Raw genomic sequence first — 19822 nt, 5'->3', positions numbered from 1 at the left:
GCGTCCTCACATCTCCCGGTCGACGATGCGCGCGGTGTCCTCGCGGACTCGCCCACCGCCCGTGGTGTACTCGCCCGTGCCGGACTCGAGTCCGGCGAGCGTCTCGTCCACTGCGCGACTGGCTGCGCGCAGGTGCGTCTCGTTCGCCTCTTTCAGCTGCGAGACCTCCGCCATGCGTTCGGTGAGCGCGGCGCGGTGCTCGGCGAAGACATCCCGCCACGTGCCGGTCGGGGCCGAATCGAGCAGCTCCGACAGCGTGGCGGCTTCGGGCACGCCCCACTCGCGCGCGACGGCGGCCACCTCGACGTCGCGGCCGAGGCCCGACTCGCGCAGCTCCTCCAGGACGCGCTCGATCTCGCGCGACGCGAGATGGATCCAGCGCGTGTTCCCGGCCTCGAGCAGCAGGCGCTGCTCCTCGAGTTTGAAGATCAGCATCTCGAGCAGCTCGCGTTCGCGCCACAGCTGCATCGACAGTTCATTAGCTCCCAAGGTGTCCCCCTTACCTGAGCAGCCCCCCATGGACCGCATCGAACGACTCGCTCTTCCGACGAACCGTTCTGAAGCGATCATCCTCGTCTATCGGCCGATGAGTCGATCCCGTTACATCTCCTCAGGATTCCGTATGAGATGTTTCTCATTTTGCTTATGATGGCCTCAGCCGGCGTGACGGCTTCCGCGAATTCGGGCCGCGGAAGCGGGTGCACGCCACGAAAGAGGCCCCCCTTGCACATCCTCGGTCACGCGGAACGCAATCGACTCATCGAAGAGAACCTGCCCCTCGTGGGCTATCTGGCGCGGGATCTGCACTCGCGGGCCACGCACGTGCCGCTGGAGGAGCTGGCGTCGGTCGGCGCCCTCGCCCTCGTGACGGCCGCCGACGCGTTCGACCCCGCCCTCGGTGTCCCCTTCGGCGCGTACGCACGGCGCCGCATCCTCGGCGCGTTCGCCGATGAGATGCGATCGATGGACTGGGCCTCGCGCGGCATCCGCAAGCGCATCAAGGAGACCACGGCCGTCCGCGACACCCTGACCGCTCGCCTCGGCCGTGTCGCCGGCGTCGACGAGATCGCGGCCACGATGGGCCTGCCGCGTGCCGCGGTCGTCGAAGCCCTCGACGACGCGGCGCGCACGGTCACGAGCATCGACGACGCGACGGCGCTCGAGGTGCCGAGCCCGATGGTCCTGCCCGACGAGGCCGCCGTGCTCCGCGAACGGCGCGACGTGCTCGAGCGCGCCGTGGCGGCTCTCCCCGAGCGCATGAGGACCATCGTCCAGGCTGTCTACATCGACGAGCGCCCCGTCAAGGAGATCGCGGCCGAGCTGGGCGTCTCGCACTCCGCCGTCTCGCAGCAGCGTGCCGAAGCCATCCGGCTGCTCCGCGACGCCCTGGAGCGGTTCGCGGCCGAGGAGCAGGCCGAACCCATCTCACGGGTCTCGGTCGAGACGCGCGAGGCGTACTTCGCCCGCATCACCGCGATGGTGCCCCGCAGCGGCCGCGGCGTGGCGCCGGCGGCATCCGTCGCGCTCTGACGCGTCGCGCCGGCTAACGATCCCGCCCGCACGGTCGATAGAGCGAACGGACGGCGCGCACGCGGCCGCACCGACGAACGACAGGACGGGCACATGGCGATCTCGATCGACGGCCTCGCCTCGAAACTCGACACCAAGGCGATCATCGACGCGCTCATGAACGTCGAGCGCCTGCCGCGGACGATCCTCAGCGCCAAGTCCGACGACCGCAAAGCCGTCATCGCCCAGCTGCAGTCACTCAATGCGTCGCTGCAGTCCCTGGCGACGAAGGCGAAGGATGCCGCCGGCCCGACGGCGCTCCGGCAGCGGACGGCGACCAGCTCCGACGACAGCCTCACGGTGACGGCATCCGCGGGGGCCCCGGTCCTGCGCGCCGACGTCGTCGTCGACCGCGTCGCCACCGCCCACAGCGTCGTCACGGGGGCCTTCGGCTCGGCAACGGACGATCCGCTCGTCTTCACGGTGCTCGGCGCCGACGGCAAGCCCGTCGAGGTCCGCCCGACGTCGGGCGCCGCAGCCGACATCGCCCACGCGCTGAGCGCGACCGGCACCGGCATCACCGCGTCGGCGGTGTCGGCGGGCGTCGATGCTGACGGCCAGGCCCTGTGGCGCCTGCAGATCACCGCGACCGAGACGGGCGCCGAGAACACGTTCCAGGTGTTCCGCGGCGACGCGGCAGCGGTCGCGGCAGGCACGGCGAGCGACCTCGCCACGGAACCCGGATCGGCGATCGTGACGGTGGGCGCGGATGCGCAGGTGCGTCTGTGGGCGGGAACCGCCGCCGAGCAGACCGTGACCTCGGCGAGCAACACCTTCAGGTCCCTGTTCGCCGGCGTCGACGTGACGGTGACCCGGGCCGCGGCCACGCCGGTCTCGGTCACCGTGGCCGCGGACGCCGATGGCAGCGCGGCCGCCGCGAAGGCGTTCGTCACCCAGATCGGCACGCTGCTGGCTGGCATCGCCCGCGGGTCCACCGCCACGGCCGCCACGACCCCGGGCCAGCAGACGACCCTCGGCGTGTTCACGGGTGACAGCACCGTGCGCGCGCTCCACCAGGCGCTCACCGGCGCCGTGCAGCTGCCGCTCGACGGGGTCGCCCCCTCGACGATGGGCCTGAGCGTCGACCGGTGGGGCGCGCTGACCTTCGACCAGGACGCGTTCACGAAAGCCCTCGCCGACGACCCCGCCGGCGTGCAGCAGGTCTTCGCGGGGGTCGCGGCGCGGGTTCAGGATGTCGCCGAGCGCTACTCCGACAAGTACGAGGGCCTGCTCACGGCCCGCATCACGGGGCAGGAGTCCGAGGTGAAGATGCTCGGCGAGCAGCTGGCGCGCTGGGACCTGCGGCTCGAGCAGCGGCGAGCGACACTCGAACGCACGTACGCCGCAATGGAGACGATGCTCTCGCGGCTGCAGACCCAGTCGTCGTACCTCGAGTCGCAGCTGTCGGCCCTGTCGGGAACGGCGAAGAAGTGAACGCCGCCCTCCGCGCGCAGCAGCGCTACCGCGAAGAGACGATCCTCTCGGCGAGCCCGTCGCGCCTCGTCACGCTCCTGTTCGACCGGCTGCTCCTCGACGTCGAACGCGGAGAGGCGGCGCAGCGGTCGGGAGACTGGCAGACGGCCAACGAGCAGCTGCAGCACGCGCAGCGGATCCTCGTCGAGCTGACCGGCTCGCTCGACGACAGCTGGAGCGGATCGGCGGCGCTCCGGGCCGTCTACGACTACATCACCCGCACGCTCATCGGGGCCAACATCGGCCGCGATCCCGAGCGCACCCGCGAATGCCGCGATCTCATCGCTCCCCTGCGCGAGGCGTGGCACGGCGCGGCGGAAGCGGCGCCCGCGTGACCTGGTCCGACCTGCTCGACGGGCTCGAGGCGGAGCTCGCTGCAGACACCTCCCCGGCTCAGCCGTGGCATGCGCCCGCGAATCTCGGCCCGATCCCGGCGCACCTCGAAGACCGGGCCCGGGCGATCCTGCGCGCGCAGGCCGATCGCGCGCGGGCGTTGCGCGCCGAACGGGACGCCCTGCGCCGACACCTCGACGCTCTCGATCGCATCCCGCAGTCACAGTCGGACGCCGTCTACCTCGACGTCGACGGCTGACCGGGCGCGCGGATCGCCGGATGCCCGTCTAACGGCGTCGCTGCGGCGGCCGATAGGGGATGCTGAGCACGGATCGCTCATCCATCGGCCAGGGATCGGCCACATCGTTCGACGGAAGACGCCTTCGTGCTCGAATCTGTGACCACCACCGCGCTCACGAGCGCCCTCTCGGGCCTCGCCGAGCGCCAGCGCGCCATCGCGGACAACATCGCGAACGTCAACACCTCCGGCTACCGGGCCAAGGTCGTCAGCTTCGAGAGCGCTCTGGCGCGCTCGGTCGAGCGCGGCGACGGCGCCGTGACGGCGACCGTCCGCGAGTCGACCGCCCCCACCCGGCTCAACGGCAACAACGTCAACCTCGACACCGAGACGCTCGCCAACATCGAGGCGGTGCTGCGGTACCAGTTCGCAGCGCAGGCCGTGGGCGGCACCTTCAGCTCGCTCCAGACCGCGATGAGGACCTCATGACCTTCGACGCCATCGGCATCGCCGGGTCGGGCCTGACGGCCCACCGCACCTGGCTCGACGCGCTCAGCGACAACATCGCCAACATCAACACCGCCGTCGCGCCCGGCGACGACGCGTTCCGCCAGCGCTACATCGCGGTCGAGTCGGCCGGCGACCCGGGCGGCGTGCGCGTCGCGGGCGCCGTCTGGGGCGGCACAGAGGGCCGGCTCGTGCACGAGCCCAACAATCCGCTCGCCGACGCCGACGGCTACGTGCGCTACCCCGACATCGATCTCGGCGAGCAGATGAGCCACCTGATCCTCGCGCAGCGCGGCTATCAGGCCAACGCGGCGGTCGTCGACCGTGCGAAGACCACCTACGAAGCCGCCCTCCAGATCGGACGCCGCTGATGCCGCCGCTGTCGGGCATCGACGCCCTGGGCGCGGCCGCATCCGCCCTCACGTCGAGCACCCGCCCGCCCCAGCAGACCGACGGCGCCGACTTCGGCGCGAGCATCACCGGCGCCGTCGACGAGCTCCGCGCGATGCAGTCGACGTCGAACGAGCTGGCCGTCGCGGCCGTCACCGGTGACCTCGACGACATCCACTCCGCGATGATCGCGTCGTCGCGCGCGTCGGTGACCCTCGAGCTCGTCGCCGCCGTACGCAACAAGGGCATCGAGGCGTTCAACGACATCATGCGGATGCAGGCCTGATGCCCGCCGCCGTCACGTCGCTCTGGACGCGCCTGCGCACGACCATCGCCGGGTTCACCCTGGCTCAGCGCACGATCGCGATCATCGGCATCGCGGTGCTCGCGATGGGCGTGTTCGCCCTGGCGAGCTGGATGTCGCGTCCGACCCTCACCCCGCTGTTCTCGGGTCTGTCGGCCTCGGACGCCAGCGCCGTGGTCGAGCAGCTGCGCTCGGGCTCGATCCCCTACGAGCTGACCGACGGCGGCTCGACCGTGCTCGTGCCCGAGACCGCGGTGTACGAGCAGCGCCTCGCCGCGGCCGCGGCCGGACTTCCCAGCGCCGAGTCGTCGGGGTACTCGCTCTTCGACAAGATGGGCGTGACCAGCTCGGAGTTCCAGCAGTCGGTCACCTACAAGCGCGCGATCGAGGGCGAGCTCGCCCGCACGATCGGCGCCCTCGAGAACGTGACGACGGCCTCGGTGCAGCTCGCGCTGCCCGAGGAGAGCGTGTTCGTCTCGCAGAAGGTCGAGCCCACGGCATCCGTCTTCATCGAGACCTCCCGCGGAGTCGCGCTGCCGCCCGAGCAGGTCGAGGCGATCGTGCACCTCACCTCGGCGGCCGTCAGCGGGATGAAGCCCGAGAACGTCGCGGTCGTGGATGCCGCAGGCCGCACCCTGTCGGCGATCGGCGGCGATGGCACGCGCAACGCCGACCAGCAGGCGGGGGCGTACGAGACTCGCATGACGGCGAGCGTGCAGCAGATGCTCGACACCGTGCTCGGCACCGGCAATGCGACCGTGTCGGTCGCCGCCGAGATGCAGCAGGCCGCGACCGAGCGCGTCGACGAGACCTACACGCCGGTCGAAGGTGCCCTGCCGGCCACCGAGGAGTCGAGCACCGAGACCTACACGGGCACCGGCGGACAGACCGGCGTGCTGGGCACCGAGCTTCCGGCTGGCGTCGGCGGTGCGGGCACCTACGAATCGACCCAGACGAACCGCTCGAACGTCGTGAACAAGACCGTCGAGAGCACCTCGACGCCGGCGGGGGCCGTCGCGCGGCAGACCGTCGCCGTCGCGGTCAACGCCGACGGCACCGATGTCGTCGACGTCGCGCAGCTCGAGGCCCTCGTGACCTCGGCCGCCGGCATCGACCGCGCCCGCGGCGACCAGGTGACCGTCGAGCTCGTCGCCTTCAGCGATCAGGGCGCCGCGGCCGCCCAGGCGGCACTCGACGCCGCGCGCGAGACGGAGGAAGCCGAGCGCGCCGCCGAGACGCTCCGCACCGCGATCATCGCCGTCGTGGTGGTGCTCGGGCTCATCGGAGCGACGATCGCGGGCGTCGTGATCGTCCGCCGCCGACGCGCCGCCGCGGCGGAAGAGCCGGTCATGACGCTCACGCCGGTCGACGAGCCGCTCGACCGTTTCGACGCGCTCACCCGGGGCCTCGCGACCCCGCTCCTCGACGAGGCGCCGACGGTCCCCCTGCCCGCGATGTCGGTCGATCCCGAGCCGGAGCCCGACCCGGAGCCCGTGCAGGTCGCCCTCGACCGCCGTCGCGCCGAGATCGGCGACTTCGCCCGCCGCGACCCCGCCCGCACCGCCGACCTGCTGCGCCGGCTCGTCCGGGACTCGACCGACGCATGAGCGAGCTCACCGGGACACAGACGGCTGCCGTCGTCATCATGAACCTCGACCGGGCGCAGGCCGTCGAAGTCCTCAAGCACCTCTCCGACGACGAGGCCGAGGCGATCGCGGCGGAGATCATCCGGCTGCGCGACCTCGACCTCGAGACCACGCGCGATGCCCTGACCGACTTCCAGCGGGTCGTGCGGGGACACCTGCCGCCCGTCCGCGGCGGGCGAGACCTCGCGACGGGACTGCTGGAGGCTTCGCTCGGCCCCGAGCGCGCCGCCGGTGTGCTGACGAAGGTGTCGTCGTCGATGACGAGCTCGTCGTTCGAGTTCCTCACCGCCGTCGAGCCGGCCCAGGTGGCGAGCATCCTCGACGGCGAGCTGCCCCAGACCGTCGCGCTCGTCATCGCGCACCTGCCGGTGGAGCGCGCCGCGGCCGTCCTGGCCGAGATCGCGGACCCCGCCCGCACCGATGTCGCGCAGGCGATCGCGACGATGGGAACCGCGACACAGGATGCCGTCGCCGTCGTCGCCACCGCGCTGCGCGCTCGCTCGGGGGCGCTGACCACTCGCGACGCCCGCGAGACCCTCGGCGGCGTGCAGCCCCTCGTCGACATCATCAACCGGTCGGATGCGACCGTCGAGAAGGCCCTGCTCGCGAGCATCGAGGCGCGCGACAGCGCCCTGGCCGAAGACATCCGCTCGCGCATGTTCACCTTCGCCGACATCGTCGTGCTCGACGATCGCGACGCCCAGCGCGTGCTGCGCGGCATCGACGTCCGTGTGCTCGCTCTGGCGCTGAAGGGCTCGTCGGGCCCGGTGGCCGACGTGATCCTCCGCAATATGACCGAGCGCAACCGCGAGGCGCTGCAGGAGGAGTCGCGTCTGCTCGGCACCGTGCGCGTCTCGCAGGTCGAGGAGGCGCGCGCGGCGATCGTCCGGACGATCCGCGAGCTCGAGGCCGCCGGCGACATCCGGGTGCAACGGGTCGAGGAGGAGTATGTCGTCTGACGCCTTCACCCGCCTCGAGATCCCCCGACTGTCGGGCCCGGCTCTCACCGAGGAACGCGATCGGGCCCGCGCCCGCGGTCACGCCGCCGGGTACGCCGAGGGGATGCGACAGGCCGCGGCCCACGCCGAACGCGAGGCAGCGGAACGTGCCGAACGGGAGCAGGCGGCGGACGCAGCCGCCCGGGCGCGCGCGTCTGCCGCCCTCGCGGCGCTCGAGCGCGCGTCCGCCCGGTTCGACGCCCGCGCAACCGAACTGACGGCGCCCGTCGTCGCCGAGCTCCACGCGATGGCGATCGAGCTGGCGCAGGCTATCGTCGAGCGCGAGCTGTCCGACCCCGTGCGCGCGGCGCTCACGACCGCGGCACGCGTGGGGAACGCCGTTTCGGATCTCGAGGCTGCGGAGGCGCCCGTGGTCCGGCTCTCCCCCGCGGACGCGGCGATCCTCACCGGCGCCGCGAATGCCGCCGAGAGCGGGACCGCCACGCTGCCGCGATCGGTCGAGGTCGAGGTCGACCCGGGACTCGCGCCCGGCGACGCGACGATCCGTCTCGCCGATGGCGCGATCGACCTGCGGATCGCCGCCGCGTTCGCGCGGGCCCGCCGGGCTCTCGAGGAGAGCGCGTGAGCGGGGGCTGGCCGGCGGTCATCGAGGCGGCGCGTCCGCTGCGGACCGGCACGGTCTCGCGCATCGTCGGGCTCGGTGTCGACATCCGCGGCGTGCACGGGGCCGTCGGCGACCTGGTCGAACTCGGCGGGACGGCCGATCGCGGGGCCGCCGGCATCCCCGCGGAAGTCGTCGCCGCGGACCGCGGCATCCTGCGCTGCATGCCGCTCGGCGTCACCGACGGACTGCGCGTCGGCGACACGGCCCGCGCTCTTTCCGGCCGCGCCCGCGTGCCGGTCGGCGCCGCCGTGCTCGGGCGCGTGGTCGACGGGCTCGGCCGACCCATCGACGGTCGCGGCCCTCTCGTCGCGCCTCGCGTCGACCTCGACCATGCGCCTCCCTCGGCGATGGGACGCGAGCGCATCACCGAGCCGCTCGTCACGGGCGTGCGCGCGATCGACACCCTCACGCCGCTCGGCCGCGGCCAGCGCGTGGGGCTGTTCGCCGGATCTGGCGTCGGCAAGTCCTCCCTGCTGTCGATGATCGCGCGGGGGTCGTCGGCCTCGGCCAACGTCATCGCGCTCGTCGGCGAGCGCGGCCGCGAGGTGCGCGAGTTCCTCGAGGACGATCTCGGGCCGGAGGGGCTCGCACGCTCGGTCGTCGTCGTCTCGACTTCCGATCAGCCCGCCATGGCGCGCCTGCGGGCGGCCTCGACCGCGACGCGCATCGCCGAGTCGTTCCGCGACGACGGTCAGCACGTCGTGCTCATGATGGACTCGCTGACCCGCGTTGCCATGGCGCAGCGCGAGATCGGACTGGCCGCCGGCGAACCGCCCGCGACCCGCGGCTACCCGCCCTCGACCTTCCCCGTGCTCGCGCGGCTGCTCGAGCGCGCCGGCACCGACCGGCACGGCTCGATCACGGGGATCTACACGGTGCTCGTCGAGGGAGACGACCACAACGAGCCCGTCGCCGACACCGTGCGCTCGATCCTCGACGGACACCTCGTGCTCGACCGGACGCTCGCCGTCACCGGGCACCACCCCGCGATCGACGTACTCGGATCGGTGTCCCGGCTCGCGGGCAAGGTCGCGACCGGTGATCAGCGACGCCTCGCGACGACGCTGCGCTCGGTGCTCGCGGCACGCCAGGAGGCGCAGGACCTCATCGGCGTCGGCGCCTACCAGGCGGGAGCGAACCCGCGGGTCGACGCCGCGGTCGCCTCGGCACGGGCGATCGACGCCTTCCTCCGGCAAGACCTCGACGACCGCTCCCCCGCAGCCGAGTCGTGGCGCCGCCTCGGGGAGCTCGTCGCATCGTTCGGGGACGTCTCATGAAGCGGGGCTTCCCCCTGGCCGGGCTGCTGCGCATCCGCGGCATCCAGCAGCGTGCCGCGGCAGCGCACCTCTCGCGCGCCGCGATGGAGGAGCAGCGCACCGAGGCGCGCGATCGGCAGCTGCGCGCGGCCCTGACGACGTCGGCCGAGACGCCCGGCGACATCCGCACGCTCGCGGCCCTCGCCGCCAGCCGTGTGGCCGCGCGCAGCCTGCTGACCGACCTCGACACGCTCCGGCGAGCGCAGCGCGCGGAAGTCGACGCGGCTCGCGCGGGCCTCGACGACGCCCGCCGGGCCGAGCGAGGCATCGAGCGGCTGGCCGATGCCTTCCACGAACGGGAACGCGCGAGACGGGATGCCGCCGAGCAGGCCGTTCTCGACGAGATCGCGCTGCGCTCGGCGAGCGGGACGTCGGGCGCACCGGACGCGCCGGACCGGACAGAGGGGGCGTCATGAGTCTGTGGGGTCTCGCACTCGGAACGACGAGCGCTGCGGTGCGTCCGCGGGGCGGCGGAGCCTCGAACGACGGGGGCGACGGCGCGACGGCATCGGATGCCTTCGCGCTCGTGCTCGCCGGGCAGGCCGCGGTCGCGGTGCCCGTGGGCGGAGTGGACGCTGCCGGGGCCGGCGTCGGAGCGGGCGGCGGGGCATTCGGCGGGGCATTCGGCATCGACTCGTCGGACGCGGCGGAGGCGGCAGCTCTCGACGACGACGCGGACGCGGCAACGGGCGATGCGGCAGCGCTGCTCGCCGTCATGGGTGCGGGCACAGGCGCCGGGCCCACGGGCGGAATGTCGGGCATCGGGATCTCGGATGATGCGGGTCCGCTTGCGGGGATGACGAGCAGAGAACTCGGCGCCGAGACGCTGCCGTCGACCGGGACTGTGCCGGTCGGCGCCGATCGCGCGACACCGATGGCCGGAGGAGCGCTGGCAGGAGGAGCGCTGGTAGGAACGAGGGGCGCGCCGGCGGCAGGGGCGACGGCAGAGGCGCCGACAGCGCCGGAGACGGCAGCGACGGCGGAGACGGCAACCGCGACGGAAACAGCAGCCGCGACGGCGACCGACGCAGCCCCGACGACGGCGCCCGAGAAGACGACAGCACGAGAGACGACGTCCGCCGGGGCGACACCCGCAGCCATGAGCGCGTCACCGCCGGACGCAGCGAGCACGATCCCCGCCGTGGCCGCGCCGACGGCGCGGACCGCACCGGAGCCCGTGCCGGGATCCGCGGACGTGTCCGCAGCGGCATCCGTGACGCCGACGCCCGGTTCGCAGCCCGCGCCCGCTCAGCCCGGCCCGGCTCAGTCCGCGCCTGCGCCCACGCCCACGCCCACGCCCACGCAAGGCGCTCATGCGCAATCCGCGCCGGCCCTCGCGCCTCAGCTGCGCGGCCCCGTCCTCTCCCTCGTCGCGGCCGAGCCCGGCCGCCACACCATGGTGCTGCGGGTCTCGCCCGAGAGCCTCGGACCGATCACCGTCACGGCGCACATCTCCGGGTCCTCCATCACCGTCGAGCTGAGCTCGGGCACGGCGGCGGCGCACGACGCGGTCCGGGCGGTCCTCGGCGACCTGCGCCGCGAGCTCGCCGCGCTCGCGCCCTTCTCGTCCGTGAGCCTGACCCCGGGCGACGATCCGTCACGGGCGTCGTCGCAGCTCCCCGCCCTGGCACAGCACGCCGCGGCGGGCGGAGCAGGCGGGTCGGGCGGCCACCCATCGGACGGCGGCGCATCCGGCCGGACGCCGCAGCAGACCGCCGACGATCCGGGCCGCGGCGGGCGCCCCGGTCACGGGCCCGCCTGGCCTGCCGCTCCCGCGGACCGCACGGACGACCCAGCCCATCCCGCGCCTCTCGAGGCCGGTCGCATCGACCTCTACGCCTGAATCGGAGAACCACCATGAGCAGCATTCCGCCCGTCGGCGTCGTGGGTGCCACGCCCACCGCAGCCGCCCCGCCGCCCGCGCCGAAGCAGACCCTCGATTCCGAGGTCTTCCTGCAGCTGCTCGTCGCGCAGATGAAGAACCAGGACCCGAGCTCGCCGCTCGACACCAACGAGATGATGGCGCAGACGACGCAGCTCGCCATGATGGAGCAGCTCGTCGCGCTCACCACCACCTCGTCGGAGCACTTCGCCCTCACGATGCGCCAGACCGCCGCCGCGCTCGTCGGCCAGCAGGCCTCGTACGTCGACGCCGACGGCGCGACCCGCAGCGGTCGCGTGACCCAGGTGTCGTTCGAGAAGGGCGTGCCGCTCGTGACGATCGGCGGCACCGCGGTCCCCCTCGACGTCGTCTCGGGCATCGCGGTGTCGGATGCCGCGACGGCGCCGCCCGCGGCATCCGCATCCTGAGCCACGGCCACTCCGGCTACCCCACGACCACGTCAGCCCCTCACCGAAGGACACCCCATGCTTCGTTCGCTCTACGCCGGAATCTCCGGTCTCCGCTCACACCAGACCATGCTCGACGTCACGGGCAACAACATCGCCAACGTCAACACCGTCGGGTTCAAGGCGGGCTCGGTGCAGTTCCAGGACACGCTCTCGCAGATCGTCCAGAACTCCCGCGCCGCTCAGGCGGACGCCGGAGGCACGAACGCCGCGCAGGTGGGTCTGGGCACCCAGGTCGCGGCGGTCCGCACGAACTTCACGCAGGGATCGCAGCAGGCCACCGGCGTGCCCACCGACCTCATGATCGCGGGCGACGGCTTCTTCGTCGTCCGCAACGGCGCCGAGACGCTCTACACGCGCAACGGCTCGTTCGGCTTCGACTCCGCGGGTCGCCTGACCACCAAGGACGGCGCGCTCGTGCAGGGCTGGACCGCCGTCGACGGTGTCGTGCCGACGGGCGGGCCGGTCGGCAACATCGCGCTCCCGGTGGGCGCGACCTCGCCCGGGCGCGCGACGACGTCCGCCGCGGTGACCGGCAACCTGCCCTCGGGCGCCGCGGTCGGCGAGAAGCTCGTCCGCGACGTCACCGTCTACGACGCGCAGGGCGAGTCCCGCCAGCTCGCACTCACCTTCACCCGCACCGCGGGCGGCTGGGACGTCACCGACGGCGCCACGACGACGCAGCTCGCCTTCGCCGACGGACGCCTGACGACGACGCCCGCGACGATCGCCTCGGGCGGTGTCGCGGTCGACCTTTCGGCCATCACCGGCTACGCCGACCTCAGCACCGTCAAGCTCGGCGGTCAGGACGGCCGCGCGCCCGGAAGCCTCGTGTCGTACACGCTGTCGGCCGACGGCAGCCTCGTCGGCGCCTTCAGCAACGGAGCGACATCGGTGCTCGCGCAGATCGCCCTCGCATCGTTCGACAACCCCGAGGGGCTCGAGAAGGCCGGGTCGTCGCAGTACCGCGCCGGCGCCAACTCGGGCGCGGCCGCCGTCGGCACCGCGGGCACCGACGACCGCGGCGGGCTCGTCAGCGGGGCTCTGGAGATGTCGAACGTCGACCTCTCGCAGGAGTTCACGAACCTGATCGTCGCTCAGCGGGGCTTCCAGGCGAACGCCCGCATCATCACCACGAGCGACGAGGTGCTGCAAGAGCTGACCAACCTCAAGCGCTGATCGCGGGCGCGGCCCGCAACTCCTCAGAATCCCCGCTGGTTCGGCCTCGCGGCCCGCGCGCGGCGCCGGTCACGACGGTTTCTGAGGAGTTGTGCGCGGCCGGTCAGGGCCACAGCGGGAGCGCTCGGGCAGACGCCGCCCCGAGCGCAGCCGCGTCGAACTCGGTCACCGTCTCGGGGATACCGCGGGCGCTCCACTCCACCCCGACCTCGAACGTCGGAAGCGGGGGTGTCGGCCAGACCCAGAACTCGCGCGCCCAGCTGTCGGCATAACCCTGCGGGCGGCCGAGCCCCTCGATCACCGGCCCCTCGACCTGCGCGTCGGTCACGTCTCCCCGTGCCCACGGCGAATCGTCCTGCGTCGTGATCGTCCGCCCATCGGCGAAGCGGACGCCCCAGCGCAGGCCCGTCGGATCGAACCGGTCATCGAGCTGCCCCCGGCCGTGCGCACGATCGAGGTATCCCCAGATCCGTTGCCGCGCGACCCGGCCGGTCTCGGCCACGCGCACCGCCAACCGCAGCACGACGCCCTCGCGGTACACGCGCGCGAGCTCCAGCGACACGACCGTGTCGGACGAGCGACCCACCTCGCGGTCGAGCGCCACGATCGCCGGAGCGACATGCCAGGGCGGCCCCATCCACGCCGGCATGTCGAGCGGCGGATGGTCGTCGCCGGGGATCTCCCGCGGCTCGACGGGTCGGAAGAACGACGGCTCCGATGACGACGCTGACACGAGCGCAACGCTAACCGACCGCCGCCCGCTGCCGACAGTCTCCTCGGAGCCGCCGTACCCGCGACGACCCGTTCCCCCGCGCGCTGACCGACGAGAAGGGCGACATGATCGTTCTCACACGATTGAACCGTCACCGGTTCGCCGTGAACCCCGACCTCGTCGAACGCATCCAGGCGAGCCCTGACACGACGCTCACCCTGGTCGACGGGGCGACGTTCGTCGTCGCCGAGACGATGGATGCCGTCATCCAGAGCATCGTCGAGTTCCGCGCCCGCGTGCTGGCGACGGCGCTCGGCCATGCCGCGGCATCCGGGTCCGCATCCCAGTCGGCCTCCACGGCCGCCGCCGCCGCGCCGGAGGGTGAGCGCTGATGGATCCGTCACTCCTCATCGGCATCCTGCTGGCCTTCGGCGGCCTGTGGGCGATGATCCAGCTGGAGGGGGCCAGCCTCAACGCCCTGCTCCTGCCCGCGCCGATGGTGCTGGTCTTCGGCGCGACGATCGCGATCGGCATCGCCGGCGGCACGCTGCGGGATGCCGCGGGCGCCGTGCGCGCGCTGCCGCGGGCCTTCGTCGGTATCAAGGGATCGACCGAGGCGCTCATCGACACCGTCGTGGGATACGCCGAGAAGGCGCGCGCCCAGGGGCTGCTCGCGCTCGAGAGCGCCGTGGCAGACGAGAAGGACCCGCTGCTGCGCCATGCCCTGCAGAGCATCGCCGACGGAACGGATGCCGAAGACCTGCGCGTCGTCCTCGAAGACCGCGTCGCCACCGTCGCCGCGGAGCGCCGCACGGCCTCGCGCTTCTACTCGGCCCTCGGCGGGTACGCCCCGACGGTCGGCATCGTCGGCACGGTCGTCTCGCTCACCCACGTGCTCGAGTACCTCGACAAGCCCGACCAGCTCGGGCCCCTCATCGCCGCCGCCTTCGTCGCGACCCTGTGGGGCCTCCTGTCGGCGAACTTCATCTGGCTGCCGATCGGCACGCGGCTGCAGCGCCTCGCCGAGATCGAGGTCGACCGCATGACGCTCGTGACCGAGGGGATGCTCGCCGTCCAGGCGGGCAACCCGCCGATGCTCGTCGCCGAGCGTCTGCGGGCGCTCGCCCCCGAGACCAAGCCCGGGCGCGGCCGCGCGAAGGCGGCGGCCGACGAGCCCGCGGACGCCGGAGTATGAGCGCGCCTCGTCGCCGCCGGGTCATGGAGTCCTCGCACGAGGGCCCCGACGAGCGCTGGATGGCGTCGTACCTCGACATGATCACCGTGATGATGTGCATGTTCATCGTCATGTTCGCGATGTCCAACGTCGACCAGGAGAAGTTCGAGCAGCTGCGCGCTTCGCTCGCGACCGGGTTCGGTTCGGAGATCTCCGAGACCCGCGACGTCTCGGAGGGCGTCGTCGTGCCGCCCGAGCTGGTCGAGGAGGAGGGCGAGGGATTCGTCGAGACCCCGACCGCCCCGACCCCGGCCGAGCAAGAGTACAGCTCGCTCGACGACCTGCGCTCACGCCTCGAGGGCGCTCTCGCCGAGCAGGGCCTCGGTGACGCCGCGACCTTCACGATCGACGACCGGGGCCTCACCATCGGTCTCGTGAGCGCCGAGACGTTCTTCGACACCAACAGCACCGACCTGAGCGACCGTGCCCGGGCCGTGCTCGACGCCGCCGGGACCGTCCTCGCCGCCGACGCGCACCTCATCTCGGTCGAGGGCCACGCCGACGCCCGCCCCGCCATCGCCCCGTTCGCCGACAACTGGGAGCTCTCGACCGCGCGGGCCAATGGTGTGCTCGGCTACCTCGTCGAGGCGCGCGGGGTCGCGAGGGAGCGCATCAGCTCCGTCGGGTTCGGGTCGTCGCGACCGCTCGCGGAGGGCTCGAGCGCCGAGGCCCTCGCGCAGAACCGTCGCGTCGACATCGTCGTGCTCTCGGACGCCGACGCCCAGGTGCGCGGCGAGCTCCCCGCTCTCGCCGCCGCCGACGGCTGACTCCGGGCTCGGCCTTCACCTGGCAGCCCCCGCCCCATCCCGTGCGCTGAGTGGGCACAACCTGCCAACCCAGCCTGAGCCCGCGCCCACCCGGGGTCTCACCTGGCGGAACTCGCCCCATCCCCAGCCCTGAGTGGGCACAAACTGCCAACCCAACCTGAGCTCACGTCACCGCCAGGACCCACCTGGCAGTTCCCGCCCCATCCCGTGCCCCGAGTGGGCACAAACTGCCAACCCAACCTGAGCCCACACCCACCCGCGAGGCCCGGGCCTAACCGCGGGCGACACGCGACCGATAGTCCGTGGCGTGCAGACCGTGCCGACCGCCCCGAGCGTGCGAACCGAGGATGCCGCGACCGCGGCCCCGGAACGCTACGACTTCGGCCGACCCGCGGCACTGTCCCGTGAGCACACGCGCGCTCTGGCGGGGGCCTTCGACGCGTTCGCGCGCCAGTGGGCGATGCTCCTCGCCGCGAAGGCCCGCGTGCGCGCGCACATCGCCCTCGAACGGGTGAGCCTCGAGACCTACGACGAGTACGTCGCGACGATCCCGCCGACCACGACGCTCGTGCTGTGCTCGGATGCGACCTCGGACGATCGTGCGGTCATCGAGTTCCCGCTGCCGTCGGCCCTGTCGTGGATCGTGAAGATGCTCGGCGGCGACGGCTCGCAGCGCCCCGAGGCCCGCGCCCTCACGGCGATCGAGCAGGCGCTCATCCGGTCGCTGATGGACGAGACCCTCGGCCACCTGCGCACAGCCCTCGGCTCCCTCCTGCCTCGCGAGCTGAGCGTCGGCGCGGTGCAGTACAACGCGGCCTTCGCTCAGGTCGTCGGCGGTCAGGACCTCGTGGTCGTGGCCCGCTTCTCGATGCGTCTGGCCGACCGCACCGAGACCGCGACGATCGCCCTCCCCGCCGCGACGCTGCTCGAGCGCCTGTCCGACAGCGCCTCGGCGCCGCGGGCGACGAACGACCCGGGCCTCGTCCGCCGGCACGTCGAGCAGACGCCCGTCGAAGTGACGCTGCGGCTCGCGCCGCGTGCCGTCCGCCCCGCCGAGGTGCTCGACCTCGCCGTCGGCGATGTCATCTCGCTCGCGCACGCCGCCGACCGCCCCCTCGATCTCACCGTCGACGAGCAGGTCGTCGCTTCCGCCGCCGTGGGATCTCATGGCGCGCGGCTCGCGTGCGTCGTGACGGCATCCGATCTCTCCCCCGCACTGTCCGAGGAGTCGCCATGACCAGCACCACCACCCACGAGGCCGCAGCCGCAGCCGCGTTCGCCGACCGGCTGCCCACCGCGTCGCGCATCACCGCCCGCCCCGGGACGAGCGCGGGCGAGACCGGCGACGCGGTCATCGTCTCGTCGGTCGGCGACACGAGCGCCGCGCTCGCGGTCGTGGTCCTCGATGAGTCGGCGCTCCTCGGCGCGGACGCCGCCCTGCCGCTGCCCGAACGACTCCGTGACGCGCTCGACGCCGCGGCGACCGCCTTCGGCCCGAGCGTGCTCGGCGAGGCGACGATCGGAGACGCCTCGGCGCTCTTCGCGCACCCCGCCGCGCAGGTGTTCGACCTCGTCGACGAGGATGCCCGCGTGATCGGACGCCTCGCCGTGCGCGTGTCGCACCCCGCCGCGGCCTCGCCGCGCCGCCTGCAGCGCATCGCCGGCGTCGAGATGGAGCTGACCGTCGAGGTCGGTCGCACCCGCATGACCGTCCGCGACGTGCTCGATCTCGAGCCCGGGCGCATCATCGAGCTCGACCGCTCGGCCGGCGCCCCCGCCGACGTCAAGCTCAACGGGCGGCTGATCGCCCATGGCGAGATCGTCGTCGTCGACCAGGACTACGCGGTGCGCATCACGCGCATCATCGAGAACGCGGAGGCCTGAGATCGACGATCTGCTGCTCGCGCTGCGCGTCGTCGTCTCCCTCGGCGTCGTGCTCGCGATCGTGTGGGTGCTGCAGCGTCGCTTCTCTCGCGGCAGCGCTAACGGAGCACGCGCGAACCGCCCGCGAGGCCTCAAGTCGACACGTACGGATGCCGTCGCCGACATCACCGTCGTCGCCAAGCGCGGCATCGGGCCGAAGGCCCAGGTCGCCGTGGTCGAGATCGATGGGGCCCGTTACGTGCTCGGCATCACCGAGGGCGGGGTGTCGATGCTCGACCGCATCGACTCGACGCCGGGCACCACGACGGGGCCCCACGCGACAGCGGATGCCGCGCACGGCGACGACACGGCGCGCCCGGTCCTGCGGGATGTCGCGGACGACGCGCCCCTCGCACCGCCCGTGCCCCTGCTCCGTGCGCAGGCCCGCGCCGAACGCACTGCCCGCACCACCCGCCCGGCGACCATGACCGCGCGTGATGCCGCACAGGTGCTGCGCCGGGCCCTGGGCGCGTGATCTCCGGCGGCGCGCTCGGCGCGCTCGTGCTCGTCGCCGCCTCGACGCCCCCGCCGAACGGCGGCATCTCCGTCGACATCAACGGCATCGACGGCACACCCTCGTCGTCGGTCCTGACCCTCATCGGCATCACGCTGCTGTCGGTGGCCCCGGCACTGCTGCTCATGATGTCGTCGTTCACGAAGATCTTCGTGGTGCTGGCGATGACCCGGAACGCCCTCTCGCTGCCCACGATCCCGCCCAACCAGGTGCTCGCCGGCCTCGCCCTGTTCCTCACCCTCTTCGTGATGTGGCCGGTGCTGACCGAGATCAACACGGTCGCCGTCCAGCCCTACGTCGACGGCTCGATCACGTTCACCGATGCCGTGGGCGTCGGCGCCGACCCACTGCGCACCTGGATGCTGTCGTTCACGCGCGAGGAGGATCTCGCGCTCATGACCCGGTTCGCGGGCGCCGAGAACCCCGAGGACCCGGCGAGCGTCCCGATGATCACCCTCATCCCGGCGTTCATGATCTCGGAGCTGCGCGCGGCCTTCATCATCGGCTTCGTCATCTTCGTGCCGTTCCTCGTCATCGACCTCGTCGTCGCCGCAGCGCTGATGTCGATGGGCATGATGATGCTCCCGCCGGTGATGATCTCGCTTCCCTTCAAGATCCTGCTGTTCGTGCTCGTCGACGGGTGGGGACTCATCCTCCGCACCCTGATGGAGAGCTACGGAGCGGGCGGATGACCGGGGGTACGCGTGAACCCTGAGGCCGTCCTCGACATCGGCATGGAGGGCGTCGTGCTCGCCGCGAAGCTCGCCGCTCCGCTGCTCATCACGGCACTCGTGGTCGGCTTCGCCATCTCGCTCCTGCAGTCGATCACGCAGATCCAGGAGGTCACGCTCTCGTTCGTGCCGAAGGCCGTCGCCGTCGCGATCGCACTCGTCGTGTGCGGGCACTGGATGATCGCCGAGGCGATCGCCTTCACCCACACCATGTTCGACCGCATCCCGCACCTGCTCTCGGGCGGTTGAGATGCAGCTGCTGCTCGACTTCGCCTGGATCGAGGCCACCGGACTCGCCGCGGTCCGCACGACCGCCTTCGTCTTCACCGCCCCACCCTTCTCGTACGGCGCCTTCCCCGCGCGCATCAAGGCGATGGTCGCGATCGGCGTCGCCCTCGCTCTCAGCGGCACGGTGGCGCCGGGCTACCAGAGCCTCGGCACCGGCCCGTTCTTCCTCGCCCTGACCGCTCAGGTCGTCACGGGGGCGCTGCTCGGATTCCTCGTGATGACGTGCTTCGCCGTCGTGCAGTCGGCCGGCGGGCTGATCGACGTCTTCGGCGGCTTTCAGCTCGCGCAGGCCTTCGATCCGCAGATGAACGTCAACGGCGCCCAGTTCACGCGCCTGTTCCAGATGATCGCCCTCGCCCTGCTCTTCGCGAGCAACGGCTACCAGCTCATCCTCGCGGGGCTCGCCCGGAGCTTCACGGCGATCCCCGTCGATGGGGTCCTCGACCTCGCCCGCCCGGCCGAGTTGCTGGTCGACACCGCGTCGCAGCTGCTCGTCGCCGCGCTGCAGATCGCCGGTCCCCTGCTGCTCGTCCTCTTCCTCGCCGACATCGCGCTCGGGCTCGTCAGCCGCGTCGCCCCCGCCCTCAACGCGTTCGCGCTCGGCTTCCCCCTGAAGATCATCCTGACCTTCCTCCTCGCGGGAAGCGTCATCCTCGCCCTGCCCGCCGTCGTCGGGGCGCTCACCGACCAGGCGACCGGGCTGCTGATCGGCGGAACCCGATGAAC

The 19822-nt window shown here is 72.5% G+C and carries 26 protein-coding genes; 24 read left to right on the top strand and 2 right to left on the bottom strand.

The features are described from left to right. Window positions 1–6: 6 nt before the first annotated feature. Window positions 7–489: a flagellar export chaperone FlgN gene (flgN, locus tag ACLBWJ_RS09920; protein WP_036304750.1), complete on the bottom strand. Its 483-nt coding sequence runs from the start codon at window positions 487–489 to the stop codon at window positions 7–9. A gap of 240 nt (window positions 490–729) precedes the next feature. Between flgN and ACLBWJ_RS09915 the strand changes: the two genes are divergently transcribed. The 15 genes from ACLBWJ_RS09915 (at window position 730) to ACLBWJ_RS09845 (ending at window position 12927) form a co-directional block, all read left to right on the top strand. Next, the gene (locus ACLBWJ_RS09915) at window positions 730–1530 is read left to right on the top strand and encodes a sigma-70 family RNA polymerase sigma factor (RefSeq protein WP_404568586.1); all 801 of its coding nucleotides are present in this window, start codon (window positions 730–732) and stop codon (window positions 1528–1530) included. A gap of 93 nt (window positions 1531–1623) precedes the next feature. Continuing rightward, a complete protein-coding gene (gene fliD / locus ACLBWJ_RS09910) occupies window positions 1624–3003 on the top strand; it encodes a flagellar filament capping protein FliD (RefSeq protein ID WP_447660219.1) in 1380 nt (459 codons plus the stop codon). After that, window positions 3000–3377 carry a flagellar export chaperone FliS gene (gene fliS, locus ACLBWJ_RS09905; RefSeq protein WP_112615207.1) on the top strand — a complete coding sequence of 126 codons (378 nt, stop codon included), beginning with the start codon at window positions 3000–3002 and terminating at the stop codon, window positions 3375–3377. The genes fliD and fliS overlap by 4 nt, the downstream gene beginning before the upstream one ends. After that, window positions 3374–3634: a hypothetical protein gene (locus tag ACLBWJ_RS09900; protein WP_282501679.1), complete on the top strand. Its 261-nt coding sequence runs from the start codon at window positions 3374–3376 to the stop codon at window positions 3632–3634. The genes fliS and ACLBWJ_RS09900 overlap by 4 nt, the downstream gene beginning before the upstream one ends. Window positions 3635–3760: 126 nt before the next feature. Further along, window positions 3761–4102 (top strand): flagellar basal body rod protein FlgB, encoded by a 342-nt coding sequence (locus ACLBWJ_RS09895; RefSeq protein WP_023953676.1) that lies wholly within the window; start codon window positions 3761–3763, stop codon window positions 4100–4102. Beyond that, window positions 4099–4491 carry a flagellar basal body rod protein FlgC gene (locus ACLBWJ_RS09890; protein WP_023953675.1) on the top strand — a complete coding sequence of 131 codons (393 nt, stop codon included), beginning with the start codon at window positions 4099–4101 and terminating at the stop codon, window positions 4489–4491. The genes ACLBWJ_RS09895 and ACLBWJ_RS09890 overlap by 4 nt, the downstream gene beginning before the upstream one ends. Then, entirely contained in the window at window positions 4491–4796 is a 306-nt protein-coding gene (gene fliE / locus ACLBWJ_RS09885; RefSeq protein ID WP_269268323.1) for a flagellar hook-basal body complex protein FliE, read from the top strand. The genes ACLBWJ_RS09890 and fliE overlap by 1 nt, the downstream gene beginning before the upstream one ends. Then, entirely contained in the window at window positions 4796–6421 is a 1626-nt protein-coding gene (fliF, locus tag ACLBWJ_RS09880; RefSeq protein WP_282501680.1) for a flagellar basal-body MS-ring/collar protein FliF, read from the top strand. The genes fliE and fliF overlap by 1 nt, the downstream gene beginning before the upstream one ends. Continuing rightward, window positions 6418–7419, top strand: a complete 1002-nt coding sequence (gene fliG, locus ACLBWJ_RS09875; RefSeq protein WP_274179490.1) for a flagellar motor switch protein FliG — start codon at window positions 6418–6420, stop codon at window positions 7417–7419. Before fliF ends, fliG begins: the two co-directional genes overlap by 4 nt. Then, window positions 7409–8044 (top strand): FliH/SctL family protein, encoded by a 636-nt coding sequence (locus ACLBWJ_RS09870; RefSeq protein ID WP_282501681.1) that lies wholly within the window; start codon window positions 7409–7411, stop codon window positions 8042–8044. Before fliG ends, ACLBWJ_RS09870 begins: the two co-directional genes overlap by 11 nt. Then, window positions 8041–9360 (top strand): FliI/YscN family ATPase, encoded by a 1320-nt coding sequence (locus ACLBWJ_RS09865; protein WP_282501682.1) that lies wholly within the window; start codon window positions 8041–8043, stop codon window positions 9358–9360. Before ACLBWJ_RS09870 ends, ACLBWJ_RS09865 begins: the two co-directional genes overlap by 4 nt. Continuing rightward, window positions 9357–9815, top strand: coding sequence for a hypothetical protein (locus ACLBWJ_RS09860; protein WP_269268327.1), 459 nt, complete (start codon window positions 9357–9359; stop codon window positions 9813–9815). Before ACLBWJ_RS09865 ends, ACLBWJ_RS09860 begins: the two co-directional genes overlap by 4 nt. Then, entirely contained in the window at window positions 9812–11242 is a 1431-nt protein-coding gene (locus ACLBWJ_RS09855; RefSeq protein ID WP_282501683.1) for a flagellar hook-length control protein FliK, read from the top strand. The genes ACLBWJ_RS09860 and ACLBWJ_RS09855 overlap by 4 nt, the downstream gene beginning before the upstream one ends. A 14-nt stretch (window positions 11243–11256) precedes the next feature. After that, the gene (locus ACLBWJ_RS09850) at window positions 11257–11709 is read left to right on the top strand and encodes a flagellar hook assembly protein FlgD (RefSeq protein WP_274179494.1); all 453 of its coding nucleotides are present in this window, start codon (window positions 11257–11259) and stop codon (window positions 11707–11709) included. A gap of 57 nt (window positions 11710–11766) precedes the next feature. Continuing rightward, entirely contained in the window at window positions 11767–12927 is a 1161-nt protein-coding gene (locus tag ACLBWJ_RS09845) for a flagellar hook protein FlgE (RefSeq protein WP_269268330.1), read from the top strand. Window positions 12928–13030: 103 nt separating this feature from the next. On the opposite strand, the gene ACLBWJ_RS09840 is transcribed toward ACLBWJ_RS09845, so the two are convergent. Continuing rightward, entirely contained in the window at window positions 13031–13660 is a 630-nt protein-coding gene (locus ACLBWJ_RS09840; protein ID WP_282501684.1) for a hypothetical protein, read from the bottom strand. 104 nt (window positions 13661–13764) lie between these two features. Between ACLBWJ_RS09840 and ACLBWJ_RS09835 the strand changes: the two genes are divergently transcribed. From ACLBWJ_RS09835 to ACLBWJ_RS09795, 9 genes are all read left to right on the top strand, one after another. Next, complete coding sequence (locus ACLBWJ_RS09835; protein WP_269268331.1) at window positions 13765–14031, top strand: flagellar FlbD family protein; 267 nt, start codon at window positions 13765–13767, stop codon at window positions 14029–14031. Then, on the top strand, window positions 14031–14834 hold the full coding sequence (locus tag ACLBWJ_RS09830) for a motility protein A (protein WP_274179497.1): 804 nt from the start codon (window positions 14031–14033) through the stop codon (window positions 14832–14834). The genes ACLBWJ_RS09835 and ACLBWJ_RS09830 overlap by 1 nt, the downstream gene beginning before the upstream one ends. After that, on the top strand, window positions 14831–15640 hold the full coding sequence (locus ACLBWJ_RS09825; protein WP_447660218.1) for an OmpA/MotB family protein: 810 nt from the start codon (window positions 14831–14833) through the stop codon (window positions 15638–15640). The genes ACLBWJ_RS09830 and ACLBWJ_RS09825 overlap by 4 nt, the downstream gene beginning before the upstream one ends. Before the next feature lie 307 nt (window positions 15641–15947). Further along, on the top strand, window positions 15948–16877 hold the full coding sequence (locus ACLBWJ_RS09820; protein ID WP_112615233.1) for a flagellar motor switch protein FliM: 930 nt from the start codon (window positions 15948–15950) through the stop codon (window positions 16875–16877). Further along, complete coding sequence (gene fliN, locus ACLBWJ_RS09815) at window positions 16874–17524, top strand: flagellar motor switch protein FliN (protein WP_269268333.1); 651 nt, start codon at window positions 16874–16876, stop codon at window positions 17522–17524. Before ACLBWJ_RS09820 ends, fliN begins: the two co-directional genes overlap by 4 nt. 49 nt (window positions 17525–17573) lie before the next feature. After that, window positions 17574–18038 carry a flagellar biosynthetic protein FliO gene (locus ACLBWJ_RS09810; RefSeq protein ID WP_282501687.1) on the top strand — a complete coding sequence of 155 codons (465 nt, stop codon included), beginning with the start codon at window positions 17574–17576 and terminating at the stop codon, window positions 18036–18038. Then, the gene (gene fliP / locus ACLBWJ_RS09805) at window positions 18035–18769 is read left to right on the top strand and encodes a flagellar type III secretion system pore protein FliP (RefSeq protein WP_114588711.1); all 735 of its coding nucleotides are present in this window, start codon (window positions 18035–18037) and stop codon (window positions 18767–18769) included. Before ACLBWJ_RS09810 ends, fliP begins: the two co-directional genes overlap by 4 nt. Window positions 18770–18781: 12 nt before the next feature. Beyond that, window positions 18782–19057 (top strand): flagellar biosynthesis protein FliQ, encoded by a 276-nt coding sequence (gene fliQ, locus ACLBWJ_RS09800; RefSeq protein WP_023953659.1) that lies wholly within the window; start codon window positions 18782–18784, stop codon window positions 19055–19057. 1 nt (window position 19058) lies between these two features. Next, the gene (locus ACLBWJ_RS09795; protein WP_112615241.1) at window positions 19059–19820 is read left to right on the top strand and encodes a flagellar biosynthetic protein FliR; all 762 of its coding nucleotides are present in this window, start codon (window positions 19059–19061) and stop codon (window positions 19818–19820) included. Window positions 19821–19822 lie beyond the last annotated feature (2 nt).

This window comes from Microbacterium sp. M4A5_1d, assembly GCF_053345465.1.
Note: the sequence above shows the minus strand (reverse complement) of the source record. Positions and strands in the feature narration are given on the sequence as shown.